Source organism: Streptococcus sp. DTU_2020_1001019_1_SI_AUS_MUR_006 (genome assembly GCF_032340315.1).
Classification (GTDB): Bacteria; Bacillota; Bacilli; order Lactobacillales; family Streptococcaceae; genus Streptococcus.
In genome coordinates this window covers 1,924,372-1,940,570 of record NZ_CP135436.1, presented here as the reverse complement: position 1 = coordinate 1,940,570, position 16,199 = coordinate 1,924,372, and the positions used below count along the sequence as shown (strand labels likewise).

Annotated in this window: 15 protein-coding genes; 11 read left to right on the top strand and 4 right to left on the bottom strand. The window is 38.5% G+C overall.

Features of this window, described 5'->3' with window-relative positions; translation table 11 throughout:
- The first annotated feature begins 85 nt into the window (after positions 1–85).
- The 3 genes from RRU92_RS09270 (at position 86) to RRU92_RS09260 (ending at position 3,984) form a co-directional block, all read left to right on the top strand.
- Positions 86–1,693: a CTP synthase gene (locus RRU92_RS09270; protein WP_315639492.1), complete on the top strand. Its 1,608-nt coding sequence runs from the start codon at positions 86–88 to the stop codon at positions 1,691–1,693.
- Positions 1,694–1,791: 98 nt separating this feature from the next.
- The gene (locus RRU92_RS09265; RefSeq protein ID WP_315639491.1) at positions 1,792–2,745 is read left to right on the top strand and encodes a class I SAM-dependent methyltransferase; all 954 of its coding nucleotides are present in this window, start codon (positions 1,792–1,794) and stop codon (positions 2,743–2,745) included.
- A gap of 48 nt (positions 2,746–2,793) precedes the next feature.
- On the top strand, positions 2,794–3,984 hold the full coding sequence (locus RRU92_RS09260; protein WP_315639490.1) for an acetate kinase: 1,191 nt from the start codon (positions 2,794–2,796) through the stop codon (positions 3,982–3,984).
- A 54-nt stretch (positions 3,985–4,038) separates the two neighbouring features.
- Here the strand turns inward: RRU92_RS09260 and birA are convergent, their stop codons facing one another.
- Positions 4,039–4,974: a bifunctional biotin--[acetyl-CoA-carboxylase] ligase/biotin operon repressor BirA gene (birA, locus tag RRU92_RS09255; protein ID WP_315639488.1), complete on the bottom strand. Its 936-nt coding sequence runs from the start codon at positions 4,972–4,974 to the stop codon at positions 4,039–4,041.
- 211 nt (positions 4,975–5,185) lie between these two features.
- On the opposite strand from birA, the gene RRU92_RS09250 reads away from it, so the two are divergent.
- Positions 5,186–6,376, top strand: a complete 1,191-nt coding sequence (locus RRU92_RS09250) for an O-antigen ligase (RefSeq protein WP_315639487.1) — start codon at positions 5,186–5,188, stop codon at positions 6,374–6,376.
- Between the two features lie 52 nt (positions 6,377–6,428).
- Here the strand turns inward: RRU92_RS09250 and RRU92_RS09245 are convergent, their stop codons facing one another.
- Entirely contained in the window at positions 6,429–6,977 is a 549-nt protein-coding gene (locus RRU92_RS09245) for an NADPH-dependent FMN reductase (RefSeq protein ID WP_315639486.1), read from the bottom strand.
- A 261-nt stretch (positions 6,978–7,238) separates the two neighbouring features.
- Here RRU92_RS09245 and RRU92_RS09240 point away from each other — a divergent pair, with 261 nt between their 5' ends.
- The 7 genes from RRU92_RS09240 (at position 7,239) to RRU92_RS09210 (ending at position 14,645) form a co-directional block, all read left to right on the top strand.
- Positions 7,239–7,727, top strand: a complete 489-nt coding sequence (locus RRU92_RS09240) for a DUF5590 domain-containing protein (protein WP_315639485.1) — start codon at positions 7,239–7,241, stop codon at positions 7,725–7,727.
- Positions 7,724–8,902: a pyridoxal phosphate-dependent aminotransferase gene (locus RRU92_RS09235; protein ID WP_315639484.1), complete on the top strand. Its 1,179-nt coding sequence runs from the start codon at positions 7,724–7,726 to the stop codon at positions 8,900–8,902. The genes RRU92_RS09240 and RRU92_RS09235 overlap by 4 nt, the downstream gene beginning before the upstream one ends.
- Positions 8,903–9,052: 150 nt before the next feature.
- Entirely contained in the window at positions 9,053–10,396 is a 1,344-nt protein-coding gene (gene asnS, locus RRU92_RS09230; RefSeq protein WP_410530776.1) for an asparagine--tRNA ligase, read from the top strand.
- Between the two features lie 209 nt (positions 10,397–10,605).
- Positions 10,606–11,787 (top strand): MFS transporter, encoded by a 1,182-nt coding sequence (locus RRU92_RS09225; RefSeq protein ID WP_315639482.1) that lies wholly within the window; start codon positions 10,606–10,608, stop codon positions 11,785–11,787.
- A gap of 85 nt (positions 11,788–11,872) precedes the next feature.
- The gene (locus RRU92_RS09220) at positions 11,873–12,640 is read left to right on the top strand and encodes an epoxyqueuosine reductase QueH (RefSeq protein WP_153225213.1); all 768 of its coding nucleotides are present in this window, start codon (positions 11,873–11,875) and stop codon (positions 12,638–12,640) included.
- 361 nt (positions 12,641–13,001) lie between these two features.
- The gene (locus RRU92_RS09215) at positions 13,002–13,775 is read left to right on the top strand and encodes a class I SAM-dependent methyltransferase (protein WP_315639480.1); all 774 of its coding nucleotides are present in this window, start codon (positions 13,002–13,004) and stop codon (positions 13,773–13,775) included.
- 12 nt (positions 13,776–13,787) lie between these two features.
- Positions 13,788–14,645, top strand: a complete 858-nt coding sequence (locus RRU92_RS09210) for an Rgg/GadR/MutR family transcriptional regulator (protein WP_315639479.1) — start codon at positions 13,788–13,790, stop codon at positions 14,643–14,645.
- Between the two features lie 154 nt (positions 14,646–14,799).
- Here RRU92_RS09210 and RRU92_RS09205 read toward each other — a convergent pair whose 3' ends face one another.
- Complete coding sequence (locus tag RRU92_RS09205; protein ID WP_049504712.1) at positions 14,800–15,333, bottom strand: DUF402 domain-containing protein; 534 nt, start codon at positions 15,331–15,333, stop codon at positions 14,800–14,802.
- Positions 15,334–15,420: 87 nt separating this feature from the next.
- Positions 15,421–16,197 (bottom strand): recombination regulator RecX, encoded by a 777-nt coding sequence (gene recX, locus RRU92_RS09200; RefSeq protein WP_315639478.1) that lies wholly within the window; start codon positions 16,195–16,197, stop codon positions 15,421–15,423.
- Positions 16,198–16,199 lie beyond the last annotated feature (2 nt).

Sequence of the window (16,199 nt, the reverse complement as noted above, 5' to 3'; positions counted from 1 at the left end):
TTGGGGTGTAGTTATTGATGAAGGTCTTGTTTCCTCAATCCCCTGTTAGTAAACAAGACCTTGAGCATTTTAGAAAGAGGAATCTATGTCTACGAAATATATTTTTGTCACTGGTGGTGTGGTATCGTCTATTGGAAAAGGGATCGTTGCAGCGAGCCTTGGGCGTCTTTTGAAAAACCGTGGTTTGAAGGTGACCATTCAAAAATTTGACCCTTATATCAATATTGACCCAGGAACCATGAGCCCTTACCAGCACGGAGAAGTATTTGTAACAGATGATGGGGCTGAGACAGATTTGGACTTGGGTCACTATGAGCGTTTCATCGATATCAACCTTAATAAATACTCAAACGTGACAACTGGTAAAATCTACAGTGAAGTTCTTCGTAAGGAACGCCGTGGAGAGTATTTGGGTGCAACCGTCCAAGTTATTCCTCATATTACAGATGCCTTGAAAGAAAAAATCAAGCGTGCTGCTCTTACGACAGACTCTGATGTCATTATTACAGAGGTTGGTGGAACAGTCGGGGATATCGAGTCACTTCCATTCTTAGAAGCTCTTCGTCAGATGAAGGCAGATGTGGGTGCAGATAATGTCATGTATATCCATACGACCTTGCTTCCTTACCTCAAGGCAGCTGGTGAAATGAAGACCAAACCAACTCAACACTCTGTCAAAGAATTGCGTGGTCTGGGAATCCAGCCTAATATGTTGGTCATCCGTACAGAAAAACCAGCTGGACAAGGAATTAAAAATAAACTAGCCCAGTTCTGTGATGTGGCACCAGAAGCAGTTATTGAGTCCTTGGATGTCGATCATCTTTACCAAATCCCACTTAACCTGCAAGCACAAGGTATGGATCAAATCGTTTGTGACCATTTGAAAATTGATGCGCCTGCAGCAGATATGGCAGAGTGGTCAGCTATGGTTGACAAGGTTATGAACCTCAAAAAACAAGTCAAGATTGCCCTTGTTGGTAAGTATGTTGAGTTGCAAGATGCCTACATCTCAGTTGTTGAAGCTTTGAAACACTCTGGTTATGCCAATGATGCAGAAGTCAAGATTGATTGGGTCAATGCTAACGATGTGACAGCTGACAATGTGGCAGAACTCCTATCTGACGCTGACGGAATCATCGTGCCGGGTGGTTTTGGTCAACGTGGAACTGAAGGTAAGATTGAAGCGATTCGCTATGCGCGTGAAAATGATGTACCAATGCTGGGAGTCTGCTTGGGTATGCAGTTGACCTGTATCGAGTTTGCCCGTAATGTCTTAGGTCTTGAAGGAGCTAATTCAGCAGAGCTAAATCCTGATACCAAATACCCTATCATCGATATCATGCGTGATCAGATTGATGTTGAGGACATGGGTGGTACCCTTCGTTTGGGACTTTATCCTTCTAAGTTAAAACGTGGTTCTAAGGCAGCGGTAGCTTATCATAACAAAGAGGTGGTGCAACGCCGTCACCGTCACCGTTATGAATTTAACAATGCTTTCCGTGAACAGTTTGAAGGAGCAGGTTTTGTCTTTTCAGGCGTTTCACCAGACAACCGCTTGGTAGAAATTGTGGAAATTCCAGAAAACAAATTCTTTGTGGCTTGTCAGTATCACCCAGAGCTTTCAAGTCGTCCAAACCGCCCAGAAGAACTCTACACTGCTTTTGTAACAGCAGCTGTCGAAAATAGTAAATAGTCATGATTAAACCTTTGAGAGTCATCTCAGAGGTTTTAATTTGTTTTCACTATCATGAAAATCTGGAAAAAGGACATTATTTTTGGTAAGATAAGGGTATGTATTTTGAAAAAATTGAACAAGCATATACCTATTTACTAGAAAATGTCCAAATCATTCAAAATGATTTGACGACAAATTTTTACGATGCCTTGATTGAGCAAAATGGAATCTATCTGGATGGTCAGACAAATCTGGAAGATGTCAAGAAAAATAATCAAGCATTAAAACGATTGGCTCTTCGAAAAGAAGAGTGGTTACGAACCTACCAATTCTTGTTAATGAAGGCAGCGCAAACAGAACCTCTCCAAGCAAATCACCAGTTTACACCAGATGCCATTGGTCACTTGATGATTTTTCTGATAGAGCAACTGTGGCCTGCTGAAGATCTAAGTTTATTAGAGTTGGGGTCTGGGATGGGAATTCTGGGCGCTAGCTTCTTAACGTCCATGAACAAAAAGGTAGATTACCTTGGGATTGAACTAGATGACCTCTTGATCGATTTGGCTGCAAGTATGGCTGAAGTTATGGATCTGCAAATGGGCTTTGTCCAAGGAGATGCAGTACGTCCACAAGTATTAAAAGAAAGTGATATTATTGTGAGCGACCTCCCGATTGGCTACTACCCAGACGATCAGATTGCCTCACGTTACCAAGTGGCAGCAAAGGATGAACATACTTACGCTCATCATCTATTAATGGAGCAATCACTCAAGTATCTTAAGACGGGAGGCTATGCTATTTTCCTTGCTCCAACAGATCTTTTGACGAGTCCCCAGAGTGACCTCTTGAAATCTTGGCTGACTGATCAAGCTCAACTAGTCGCTATCCTAGCTTTACCAGAGGATCTATTCGCTCAAGGAGCCCAGTCTAAGACCATTTTTGTTTTGCAAAAGAAGGTGGGAGAAGGTACAGATCCCTTTGTTTATCCACTTACTAGCCTTCGGGATCCTGAAATTTTGTTGGAATTTAAGGAAAATTTTCAAAATTGGTGTCAAGAACATGAAATCTAGTATAAATTTTGATATAATAGTTGAAAACGCTTAAAAAGGGGAAACATTATGACAAAAACCATTGCAATTAACGCTGGAAGCTCTAGCTTGAAATGGCAACTTTACCAAATGCCAGAAGAAAAGGTGCTTGCAAAAGGGTTGATTGAGCGAATCGGATTGAAGGATTCTATTTCTACAGTTAAGTTCGATGGTCGTTCAGAGCAACAAGTCCTTGACATTGACAACCATACTTTGGCAGTTAAGATTTTGCTTGATGACTTGATTCGTTTTGATATTATTAAATCTTATGATGAAATTACTGGTGTTGGACACCGTGTCGTTGCAGGTGGAGAGTACTTCAAAGAGTCTACAGTCGTTGAAGGCGATGTCTTGGAAAAAGTTGAAGAGTTAGGTCTCCTTGCTCCATTGCACAACCCTGCAAATGCTGCGGGTATTCGCGCCTTCAAAGAATTATTGCCAGATATTACGAGTGTCGTTGTTTTTGATACTTCCTTCCATACAACAATGCCAGAGAAAGCTTATCGCTATCCTCTACCAACAAAATATTACACAGAAAACAAGGTTCGTAAGTACGGAGCGCACGGTACAAGCCATCAGTACGTTGCTCAAGAAGCAGCAAAACTCTTGGGACGTCCACTTGAAGAGTTGAAGTTAATCACCTGTCACATCGGTAATGGTGCTTCTATTACAGCTGTTAAGGGTGGGAAATCTGTTGATACCTCAATGGGATTCACTCCACTTGGTGGTGTAATGATGGGAACTCGTACAGGGGATATTGACCCAGCCATCATTCCTTATTTAATGCAATATACAGAGGACTTTAACAAGCCTGAGGACATCAGTCGTATTCTCAATCGTGAGTCAGGATTGATGGGTGTTTCTGGTAAATCTAGTGACATGCGTGATGTAATTGCTGCTATGGAGGCAGGAGATCACGATGCCACTTTGGCTTATGAAATGTATGTTGACCGTATCCAAAAACATATTGGTCAATACCTTGCAGTCCTAAATGGAGCAGATGCTATTATTTTCACAGCAGGTATCGGTGAAAATTCTACTAATGTACGTGAAGATGTTATTTCAGGGATTTCTTGGTTCGGTTGTGATGTAGATCCAGAGAAAAATGTCTTTGGTGTGACTGGCGATATCTCTACAGATGCTGCGAAACTTCGTGTACTTGTCATCCCAACAGATGAAGAACTCGTTATCGCGCGTGACGTTGAACGTTTGAAAAAATAACAGATCAAAAATCGACCTTCAATAATAAAGGTCGATTTTTTTGATCTAGGAAAACTACCATTTAGTCAGTGAAACTTCGCCACTATTGAGCCAAATCTTTTCACCGTTTGCTAATTCTATCTGCAGTTGGCCTTGGTCAGAGATGTCACAGGCTTTTCCTGTGATTATTTCTTGATCCTTCTTGAAAGAGATCTCTTTTCCTAAAACGATTGAGCGTTTTTTATAGAGATAGAGGAGTTCATCGGCTTCTGTTTCATAGAAACATTTCCAAATTTCAGCAATCAATTCATTGCGAGTAATGGGAGTATTTTGAGAAAATAAGCTTCCAGCTTTAGTTTGTAGATTCTTGGGAAATTCAGCGATCGAAAAGTTGATCCCGACCCCAATGATAACATCTGTAACGAGTCCAGTTTCGACGGAGGTAATGGCTTCGGTTAGAATACCAGCAATTTTTTTCTGGTTCAGATAAATATCATTGACCCACTTGATATCCACGTCGATTAAACTAAGGTTTTTGATAGCCTTGTAGATAGCTCCAGCTGTTAGAAGTGTATAGGCAGGAAGATTCTGATAAGGGAGATTGGGTTGTAGGTGAAGGGACATGTAAATCCCCCCCTTATCTGGAGAATAATAGGGACGTTGAAAACGACCGCGTCCCATAGTTTGGCTAGTGGAAAGGTAGAGTTTATCCCCTTTGGCACCAGCTTCCATAGCCTCTTTAGCATCGGTTTGGGTAGATTTAGTCGAGGGTTTAAACAGGACAGTAATGGGACTATTCGCTTCGATTTCCTGAGGCAAGATAAGGTCTCCGTCCAGAAGTTTATACCCACGATTTTTGATACTGTCAATCTCCAGTCCCTCTTGCTGGAGACGTTGGATCGCCTTCCATACTGAAGTTCGAGATAGGTTTAATCTCTCAGCTATTTTTTCTCCGCTTAGATAATCAGTCTCAGTAGCTAGTATTTTATAGACTTCTTGGTAGGATTTCATGCTAGACCCTTTCTGGAATAATTAGATTTATTGTACCATATTTTTAAAAAAGGGATAGCGTTTTTTAGAGTAATCTTAGCTAACTATAAAATTTTACCCAGTTTTAGTTAGGATGATAGAGGCAAAGAGGTTTTCAAATCGCTTGAAAAATGGTAAAATGTTTTAATAGCTTATTTATCTGAATGTGATATTCAGAAGGAAAGGATCTGTTGTGAAATCAATAGGTGTCATTGAAAAGTTAAAAAGTTTATCGAAACAAGAAGGACTTCTTTTAGGAGTTATTCTGAGTATTTTTCTTCCTTTTTATCTTTTTGTTATTATTTTTATCTCTTACTTACTTTGGTTAGTATATACTGGGGAGATGAAGGGGATCTTGAAACGTTTGTCTCAACACCCTGTCTTGCTCTTTTTTATTGCTTATAGCACTGCAATTTCTCTTCTGGCACAAAATGTGATGGGAGTAGTTTCTTCGGTGGCCATGTTTCTGTTTGCCATCTTCTTTTACTACTATCAATCCCAGTTGACTCCTAAATTTTTCAGGTTGACGATTGAAGGAATATTAGCCTTAAGTGTCTTTGCAGCAGCCTTTGCAGCCTTGGAACATTTCCAAATTGTAAAGAAATTTGATTATACCTTCCTCTCACCACGAATGCAGGTTTGGCATCAAAATCGAGCGGAGGTTGCCTTCTTTAATCCCAATTACTATGGAATTATCTGTTGTTTCTGTATCATGATTGGTTTTTATCTGATTAGTACAACGAAGTTAAGGTGGTTACGAATCTTTTCTATGATTGCCATCTTTGCTAATTTATTCGGTTTAAACTTTACGCAGAATCGCACAGCTTTTCCAGCCATCATCTTTGGAGCGATTATTTATCTCTTCACAACTATTAAGAACTGGCGTGCCTTTTGGCTTAGTGTTGGAGTTTTTGGGGTTGGTTTAGCTTTTCTATTTTCAAGTGATTTGGGTGTTCGAATGGGAACCTTAGATTCATCTATGGAAGAGCGTGTTTCTATCTGGAATGCTGGGATGGCCTTGTTTAAGCAAAATCCATTCTGGGGTGAAGGACCGCTAACCTATATGCACTCTTTTCCTCGTATTGGAGCACCTTATCATGAACATGCTCATAGTATTTATATAGATACGATTTTGAGTTATGGAGTTGTTGGTACCGTTCTCTTGGGGATTGCTTCTTCCACTCCAGTACGAATGTTGATTGATATGAGTCAAGTACCTAGTAAGCGTCCTATCCTTGGACTTTACCTCTCTTTCTTGACAGTAGTAGCTGTGCACGGAATTTTTGATTTGGCTCTCTTTTGGATTCAATCTTCCTTTATTTTCCTTTTAGTGATGTGTAGTTTACCACTGAAACATAGTATGATTGATGAATTAGTTGATTAAGAAAAAGATAGTAGAAACTAACATTTTCTACTATCTTTCTTTTTTAATTCAATTATTGAATAGCTTGAACCAAGTCTTCAGCTTGTTGTTTTAGTGAAGAAGCAACACTGTCTTCGAGAACTAATTGACCATCTGCCCAAGCAGAATCGTTGACACGAGCTGCAGTGAATTCACCAACAACTTGTGTACGGATGAATGGCAAGAGGTCTTTGTAGATTGCAAAGAGTTGGTCATGACCAGCATTGGCTACAGATGATACTGTTACAATCTTATCTTGAAGAGCAGATGCTCCGCGTGTATCAGACAAGTCAATTGCGCGTGAAAGCCAGTCAAGCAAGTTTTTAACTGTTCCAGGAATTGAGAAGTTGTAGACTGGTGAGAAAATCCAGATAGCATCAGCAGCCAGAACAGCTTCACGAGCTGCTGCTACAGCTGGAAGAGTTGGAACTTCAAGTTCTTGGTTAAAAAGTGGGATTGCTGAGTAGTCAAGGTAGCTAACCTCAGCTTTTCCTGCAAGAGCTTTTTCAGCTTCTAGAGCCATTTGGTGGTTGAAAGAACCTTCACGAAGTGAACCAACGATAAATAATACTTTTTTAGACATAGGGAGTCTCCTTTAGATTTTAATCAGAGCTTTCTCTGTTGTTATAAACGATGTTACAACAAAACAAAATCATTTGCAAGAAATTTGCCCAGAAAATAAAAATCGATGATAGTCAAGATTATTTTTAGGAGTAGAGATTATGAAAAGTCTGTGAAATCAATGATTCAAGCGTCATATATTCCTGTCATAAGAGAAGTTCCGAGACAAATCCTCCTCTTTTACTCACTTGTAATTCACTTGGATAGATGGTAAAATAGACGAGTGAAAATGAGACAGAAAAAAGAAAAAAATTCCTTATTATTTCAGTACAGTATTGGCTTGACCCTGCTGGCACTAGTTGTGACTTCTTCCTTTCTCTATTTGGTGTGGCTTAGCATGAAGCCTTATCAAACAGCGAAGGTAGAAGGGGAAAAGCTTGCCAAGCAGTATGCGAATCTAGAAACGGTCAGTCAGGTTGATTTCTTCAATGGTTTAGAGAGCTATTATAGTGTCCTTGGCCAAGACAAGAATCAAAAGCCAGTAGCCGTTTTAATTGAGAAAAATAGTCAAAAAATCTATGTATATCAACTAGAAAATGGTACTTCACAAGAAAAAGCAGAAGCAGTTGTTAGAGAAAAAGGAGCAACTGAAATTGATACGGTTACCTTTGGACGGTATGCTGATAAACCCGTCTGGGAAATCAAGTCTGGTGGAGACTACTATCTAGTGGATTTTGAATCTGGTGCCCTAATCGAAAAGGAGAAACTATGAAATTATCTAAACGTGTCTTAGAAATGGAAGAAAGTGTGACTTTGGCTAGCGATGCAAGAGCAAAGAAATTAAAGGCTGAAGGAAAAGATGTTCTTTTCTTAACTTTAGGTCAGCCCGATTTTCATACTCCTGAAAATATTCAAGATGCTGCTGTTGAGGCTATTCGAGATGGACGTGCTTCTTTCTATACGGTAGCTTCAGGTTTACCTGAGTTAAAAGCAGCGGTCAATACCTATTTTGAGCGTTATTATGGTTATTCCGTAGCGGCTAACGAAGTCACTTTTGCTACAGGTGCAAAATTCTCACTCTACACTTTCTTTATGGCTGTGGTTAATCCTGGAGATGAGGTTATTATTCCAACACCTTACTGGGTCAGCTATGGGGATCAGGTTAAGATGGCAGAAGGTGTTCCAGTCTTTGTCCAAGCCAAAGAAGACAATCACTTTAAAGTAACTGTGGAGCAATTAGAAGCAGCTCGTACAGTTAAGACCAAGGTCTTGGTTCTTAACTCACCATCTAATCCTACCGGTATGATCTATTCTCGTGAGGAACTCTTGGCCATTGGAAATTGGGCTGTTGAACATGACATTCTCATCCTAGCAGATGATATTTATGGTCGTTTGGTCTATAACGGAAATGAATTCGTCCCAATCTCTAGTCTATCAGAAGCCATTCGCAACCAAACCATTGTCATCAATGGAGTGTCTAAGGCCTATGCTATGACTGGTTGGCGTGTAGGTTATGCAGTGGGTGATCCAGAAATCATTGCTGCCATGAGCAAATTGACAGGTCAAACGACTTCTAACCTAACCGCTGTTTCACAATACGCAACAATCGAGGCGCTAACTGGACCGCAAGATTCTGTGGAAGTTATGCGTCAAGCATTTGAAGAACGTTTGAATACCATCTATCCACTCTTGTGTGAAGTCCCTGGTTTTGAAGTTGTCAAACCACAAGGAGCTTTCTATCTCTTCCCAAATGTTAAAAAAGCTATGGAGATGAAAGGCTATACAGACGTAACAGCATTTACAACGGCTATCCTTGAGGAAGTTGGTTTAGCCTTGATAACAGGTGCTGGATTTGGAGCACCAGAAAATGTCCGTCTCAGCTATGCGACAGATCTAGATACACTTAAAGAAGCCATTCGTCGTTTGCACCAATTTATGGAAAAATAAGAAGTTTAACCTTCGTCTTAATAACGGAGGTTTTTATTTTTAAAAACTTAGGAATTTCTGTCAAACTAGCTAGCTATCAGGCATTATTTGTGGTACAATAATGAGTAATAATGTCTTTGGACAAGTTAAACGAATAAAGGAAGATAAATGATGACAAAACGTGTAACAATTATCGAAGTAAAAGACTACGTTGGTCAAGAAGTCACTATCGGTGCTTGGGTTGCCAACAAATCAGGAAAAGGGAAAATTGCCTTCTTACAATTGCGTGATGGAACAGCCTTTTTCCAAGGTGTGGCTTTTAAACCAAACTTTATCGAAAAATTTGGTGAAGAAGTGGGACTTGAGAAGTTTGATGTTATCAAACGCTTAAGCCAAGAAACTTCTGTTTATGTGACAGGGATTGTCAAAGAAGACGAACGTTCTAAGTTTGGCTATGAGTTGGACATTACAGACATCGAAGTGATTGGTGAATCTCAAGACTACCCAATTACACCAAAAGAACACGGAACAGACTTCTTGATGGATAACCGCCACTTGTGGTTGCGTTCACGCAAACAAGTCGCTGTTATGCAAATCCGTAACGCAATCATTTATGCAACTTATGAGTTCTTTGACAAGAACGGCTTCATGAAATTTGATAGCCCAATTCTTTCAGGAAATGCAGCAGAAGATTCTACAGAACTTTTCGAAACAGACTACTTTGGAACACCAGCATACTTGAGCCAATCAGGACAGCTTTATCTTGAAGCTGGTGCTATGGCTCTTGGTCGTGTATTCGACTTTGGTCCAGTATTCCGTGCGGAGAAATCAAAAACTCGCCGTCACTTGACTGAGTTCTGGATGATGGATGCGGAGTACTCATACTTGACACACGATGAGTCACTTGATTTGCAAGAAGCTTATGTAAAAGCTCTTCTTCAAGGAGTTCTTGACCGTGCGCCTCAAGCCTTGGAAACCTTGGAACGTGATACAGAACTTTTGAAACGCTACATTGCAGAGCCATTCAAACGCATCACTTATGATCAAGCTATTGACCTCTTGCAAGAGCATGAAAATGATGAAGACGCTGACTACGAACATCTTGAGCATGGTGATGACTTTGGTTCACCACATGAAACTTGGATTTCAAATCACTTTGGTGTGCCAACATTTGTTATGAACTATCCAGCAGCCATCAAGGCATTTTACATGAAACCAGTTCCTGGAAATCCAGAGCGCGTGCTTTGTGCAGACTTGCTCGCTCCAGAAGGCTATGGAGAAATCATCGGTGGTTCTATGCGTGAGGAAGACTACGATGCCCTTGTCGCTAAGATGGATGAACTTGGCATGGATCGTACAGAGTACGAATTCTACCTTGACCTTCGTAAATACGGTACAGTTCCACACGGTGGATTTGGTATTGGTATCGAGCGTATGGTCACCTTCGCAGCTGGAACTAAACACATCCGTGAAGCGATCCCATTCCCACGTATGTTGCACCGTATCAAACCTTAATAACGATGAGGCTGGGACAAAAGTCCTAGCCTCTCAATTATCTTTGGATTGTCGAGCAAGACGCAGTGGTTGAGTGGGCTCTACTACGTTGATTTCATCAGCTTTTACAGCCCTACTCTCACTTTAAATGAAAGAGGTGGAGAAAATGTAGGCAAATCTAGGTAAGTCTTTTAGAAACAATTATATTACATATTGAAAGAGAGAAAACAATGTTTAAAAGAACTTACAAACGCAATATTCCACTCCTAGCAGGACTGGAATTCACATCTTATTTTGGTATTACCAGTTTTTGGATTTTATTTTTCATCCAAAATGGTCTTTCCTTACTTCAAATCGGTCTATTAGAAAGTATCTTTCACGGTACAAGTCTCTTGTGTGAAATCCCCTCTGGTATGTTGGCCGATCGATTTAGCTACAAGACCAATCTCTATTTGGCTCGCTTGGCCAGTATTGTATCCTCTATCTTGATTTTGTTTGGTCAGGGGAATTTTTGGATTTATGCGCTTGCCATGATGGTTAATGCTTGGTCCTACAATTTTGATTCGGGGACCAGTACGGCTTTCTTATATGATTCAGCTGTAGAAGCAGGTCAAAAGGACCGTTATCTTTATATTTCTAGCTTTTTGTCTGGTGTGGCAGAAGTCACCCGAACCTTAGGTACAGTTGTGGCAGGCCTCTTTATTCACGGAGCATTGGCTTGGACTTATTTGATTGCTATTGGACTTTCATCACTATCCATTCTCTTGATTTTTCTAATGAAAGAGCCAGAGAGCAAGAGTGATGAAAGAGAGCATTTGACCTTAAAACGGATATTGGTGGTAGTGAAACAAGAATGGCAAGAAAAACCAGTGCTCTTTTACTGGATGATGGCTTACCAGCTAGTCGGGACACTCATGTGCATGTTTTACTTTTACTATCAGCAGAAAATAAGTGACTTAGCAGGATGGCAGGTTTCATTGGTCATGCTGATTGGTAGTTTGCTAAATCTATTTGCGGTTTATGTAGCTAGTCAAATCGGTAAAAAATGGAATAGCAACCAAGTTTTTCCGATTCTTGTTGTACTAACGGGATTGGCCTTGTTATTTGTAGTTATTGGCACACCCTTGGCTTATCTATTGATCTATCTCTTGACTAATGGACTCTATGCAGTTTATCAGCCGATCTACTTCAATGATTTACAAGGCTATTTACCCTCAAGTGTAAGAGCCACCATGCTTAGTATCAATTCTATGCTCTTTAGTTTATCTATGATTGTCATTTTCCCATTGACAGGTTGGTTGATCGATCATTGGGGTCTTGTAGCTGTCTTTTTAGTTCTAGGTCTTATCTTGCTTTTAACCTCCCCTATCCTAATAATCGGTCTAAAAAGGATGGGCAAGGTATTGGACTAGGACTTAAAAACTGAGTAAAGCACGAAAACCTATTTGCCCAAAGAGGCTTCTTGTGATAAAATAACAAGAAGAAAAGGAGAAGAGTATGATCGATGTAGAAGAAATTCTAAGTAAGATGAATCCCAATCAAAAGATCAACTATGACCGTGTCATGCAAAAGATGGTCCAAGTGTGGGAAAAAAATGAAGAGAGGCCAACTATTCTCATGCACGTCTGTTGTGCCCCCTGTAGCACCTATACTTTAGAGTATTTGACCAAGTATGCAGATGTGACCATTTATTTTGCAAATTCAAATATCCATCCCAAAGCTGAGTATCATAAGCGCGCCTATGTAACAAAAAAGTTTGTCAGTGATTTCAATGAGCGAACTAGCAATAATGTCCAATACCTAGAAGCACCTTATGAGCCTAATGAATACCGTCAACTGGTTAGAGGTTTGGAAGAAGAACCTGAAGGTGGTGACCGCTGCAAGGTTTGTTTTGACTATCGCTTGGATAAGACAGCGCAGGTGGCCATGGACTTAGGATTTGACTACTTTGGTTCGGCCCTGACGATCAGTCCTCATAAAAATTCGCAAACCATCAATAGTATTGGAATTGATGTGCAGAAAATCTACACCACTCATTATCTTCCGAGTGACTTTAAGAAAAATCAAGGCTACAAACGTTCTGTAGAGATGTGTGAAGAGTATGACATCTATCGCCAATGTTACTGTGGTTGTGTATATGCAGCTCAAGCCCAGAATATCGACCTGGTACAAGTCAAGAAAGATGCAACAGCCTTCATGCTAGATAAGGATATCGAGAAAGACTATTCGCATATCAAGTTCACCGTTACAAAATTAGATATTTAAAGGGAAACCTGCCTAATGTGGCAGGTTTTTTGCTAACAAAAGGTGGTAGAATAGAAATCAATGGAGCAAGTCTTGAATTCCTAGTTCGAGCTTGTGAGACTTCAATAAACATGTGAATTCTTAAAACTTGTGAATAAAAGAAAAAATTTTGATTGGGGATATTTGGAATCTAGAAGACAGATAAACAGTTTAATGCTGTTTCAAGAAAAAAATGGAAAATTTATTGATATTTTTTATTTTTAATCCAGGGAGTTTAGCAATGCTGTGGTAAATTTATTCCTTTTTGCATTTATACAACTTATTTTACACTATCTTTATTCTTGTGATATAATGTCAAATTATAGAGTGGAGGTCATTTTTAATGATTGATAAGGTAATTGAACAATATAAAAATCATGATAATCTTGATATTCGAGTAGAATTGCATAAGAAGTATTCAAAAAATAAATTGGGATTTAACAATTGGATATTTTCTAACTACGAAATCACTGATGAAGTAAAGGTTCTAGAATTGGGATGTGGTACAGGAGAACTGTGGAAAAGTAATCTTGATTCTATAGACAAGATGAAGCAGTTGGTTGTTACAGATTTTTCTCAAGATATGGTAAAAACAACGAAGTCAGTGATTGGAAATAGAGACAATGTCAACTATGAAATAATGGATATTCAAAAGATTTCTTTTGAGAATGAAACATTTGATATTGTTATTGCTAATATGCTTCTACATCATGTGAATGATATTCCTAAAGTTCTCTCTGAGGTGAATAGGGTTCTAAAAACAGGGGGCATTTTTTACTGTGCTACATTTGGTGAAAATGGAGTTGTAGATTTTTTGGCCAGTTTATTGAAAGATGAGGTTAATCAAGATTTAGAAAATAAAACGTTTACTTTACAAAATGGTAAAAGGTACCTGAGTAGGTATTTTAACTCTGTCGATACATTACTCTATGATGATGAGTTACAGGTAACTAGAATAGATGACCTAGTTAAATACATCCAATCGTTTAAAGGAATTTCAGAAATAGGTTCACTAGAAGAGGAAATAATACGTAAAAGATTGGAAAGTGAGTTTAATAATGGTACGTTGATCATTCCTAAAGAATATGGTATGTTTATCGCTCGAAAAGAAAGTTAAGGGAACGAAAGTATGAAAAATTACGGAGAAGCTTTTCGATATTTTAGAAAATTAAACGGATATTCTTTAGAGTATGCTGCAGCTGATTCTATATCAAAATCTCAACTCTCTAGATTTGAAAGGGGAGAAAATGAAATTTCTCTTTCAACGTTCTTTAAATTATTATCAAATATCAATGTTTCGATAGAGAATTTTTGTAACTACCTAGAACATTATAAAAGATCTGAGCTTGATGATTTTTTGGTTAATTTATCTCCAAATTTTTATAGTTTGAATACTAAAGGGTTGGAGGAAATAAAAAATGAGCAACAAAAACTTTTTGAGAAGAGTGGGGAAAAAACTCATAAAATAAATACAATTATGGTTCAAGGATTATTAAATCAAATAGATTGTAATCATGTAGTTAGTAGAGATGATCTAAATTTAGTATATGACTATTTATTCCAGAAGGAACGATGGGAGTCCTATGAGATAACGCTGATTGGTAATTTATATCATCTTTTTGAAATAGATTATATTTACAGGGTCGGAAAAGAAATACTAGAGCGTACACATTATTACGAAAAAATCGGCAAGAATAGGAATTTAGTTGTGTCAGCTTGTTTAAATTTTTGGTTTTGTTGCCTTGAAAATTCACATCTAATATATGCAGACTACTTTGAAATGAAATTAAAAAAATTATTAAAAGATGACACAAAAGTTTTTGAAAAATCTACATTCAAATTTGTAGAAGGATATAAAATATACCTGACAGAATCTAAAGAATCTGGAATTAAACAAATGAACAATGTCATTAAATATTTTGAGTTTATTGAGTCTAAAAATATTGCTTTATATTTTCAAAAACGATTAAATCAGTTAGTAGATTAAATAACATTTTCTTTGTTAAGTCATTTTTTCCAAGGATTGTACTAAAGGATTGGTGCTATGTAGAAAGACAAAACTAACTATTTTGATACGAAGGTGATTTGTATTTTTTCAAATAAAAACAAGGTCAGGATTTTGTTCCTGACCTTTGACAACTTTACCGATTCTTTAGTTCTACGTAGCGTTTGTACCAAATGTTGACATAGGCTTCTGAGAAGGGGCCTCGTTCATTGTTGATCCAATCAACAAGAATCTTAACATGCTCTTTCAAAATATAGTCTAAGTCAGAAGAATACTTCATTTTTCGCTTATGTCGTTCATACTCCTCAACGTCCAAGAGGCGTTTTTCACCATCTGTAAAAACTTTAACATCCAAATCATAGTCAATGTACTTTAAAGCTTCTTCGTCTAGATAGTAAGGACTTGCCATATTGCAGTAGTAGGAGATACCATTATCCCGAATCATAGCGATAATATTAAACCAATATTTCTTGTGAAAGTAAACAATAGCCGGTTCTCGAGTTACCCAACGACGACCGTCACTTTCGGTAACAAGTGTGTGGTCGTTGACGCCGATAATAGCGTTCTCTGTTGTTTTTAGTACCATGGTGTCTCTCCAAGTACGGTGAAGACTCCCATCATGCTTATAACTTTGAATTGTAATAAAGTCGCCTTCTTTTGGAAGTTTCATAACTAACCAACTTTCTACAATTTATAAGTTTATCGTTTACTATTGTATCATATTTTTGTTTAAAGTTCTTAATTTTTCATGAAAAAGTTACAGATAATCTCTAAGAGCGCTGGCTATGTCCGAAAAATCGTAGCCTTTTCTAGCTAAAACTTGGGTCAAACGTTGTTTCAGTTCGTATCCTTCATACTTTCGTGAATATTTCCGATACTGCTTGTCTAACTCTTTAAAAATAAGTTCCTGAACGGTTTCTTCTTCGACCTGGCTGTCCAATTGGTCAAAGGCTGTTTTGGCCTCTGAGTATGAGAATCCTTTGTTGGTTAGACCTTGGATAACCTTATCCTGTAGAGCACGGGCAGGTAATTTCCCCTGGTATTTTTTCAATAGTTTTTCAGCTGTACGCTCTGCCACTTCCGTCATTTCAAATTCTTGTATGACTTCTTGGATAATGGATTTGGCAACACCTTTTTGAGAAATCTTCTGCATCAGCATATAGCTTCCCTTATCTCCTGAAAGCTGATTGGAATTGATGATTGCTTGAGCATATTGGCGATCATTGATCCAATTATCATCTTTTAAAGACTGGATAACTTTGGGGATGATTTTCTCATCAATTTCATGTTTGGCAAGATAATCTCTAACTTCTTTTTCAGTACGGGCTTTGAAGGATAAGTGGTAAAGAGCTAGATTTTTACTGTAGGAAAATTGCGCAAATGATTTAATCTCAGTTAGTTCTTCAGCTGAGATCTCTTTCCCTTTAGTCAACATAAAGTGCACAATGGTATCCTCTGTAATGTAGCAGGATTTGTCGCTATCAAGCTCGAGCAGATAGAGTCTTTTTTTCTTTTCAAGTTTTGTGATTTTCATGT

Coding starts and splice junctions, on each gene's coding strand:
- RRU92_RS09270 (WP_315639492.1), top strand. CDS start 86: ATGTCTACGAAATATATTTTTGTCACTGGTGGTGTGGTATCGTCTATT.
- RRU92_RS09265 (WP_315639491.1), top strand. CDS start 1,792: ATGTATTTTGAAAAAATTGAACAAGCATATACCTATTTACTAGAAAAT.
- RRU92_RS09260 (WP_315639490.1), top strand. CDS start 2,794: ATGACAAAAACCATTGCAATTAACGCTGGAAGCTCTAGCTTGAAATGG.
- birA (WP_315639488.1), bottom strand. CDS start 4,974: ATGAAATCCTACCAAGAAGTCTATAAAATACTAGCTACTGAGACTGAT.
- RRU92_RS09245 (WP_315639486.1), bottom strand. CDS start 6,977: ATGTCTAAAAAAGTATTATTTATCGTTGGTTCACTTCGTGAAGGTTCT.
- RRU92_RS09235 (WP_315639484.1), top strand. CDS start 7,724: ATGAAATTATCTAAACGTGTCTTAGAAATGGAAGAAAGTGTGACTTTG.
- asnS (WP_410530776.1), top strand. CDS start 9,053: ATGACAAAACGTGTAACAATTATCGAAGTAAAAGACTACGTTGGTCAA.
- RRU92_RS09225 (WP_315639482.1), top strand. CDS start 10,606: ATGTTTAAAAGAACTTACAAACGCAATATTCCACTCCTAGCAGGACTG.
- RRU92_RS09220 (WP_153225213.1), top strand. CDS start 11,873: ATGATCGATGTAGAAGAAATTCTAAGTAAGATGAATCCCAATCAAAAG.
- RRU92_RS09215 (WP_315639480.1), top strand. CDS start 13,002: ATGATTGATAAGGTAATTGAACAATATAAAAATCATGATAATCTTGAT.
- RRU92_RS09210 (WP_315639479.1), top strand. CDS start 13,788: ATGAAAAATTACGGAGAAGCTTTTCGATATTTTAGAAAATTAAACGGA.
- RRU92_RS09205 (WP_049504712.1), bottom strand. CDS start 15,333: ATGAAACTTCCAAAAGAAGGCGACTTTATTACAATTCAAAGTTATAAG.
- recX (WP_315639478.1), bottom strand. CDS start 16,197: ATGAAAATCACAAAACTTGAAAAGAAAAAAAGACTCTATCTGCTCGAG.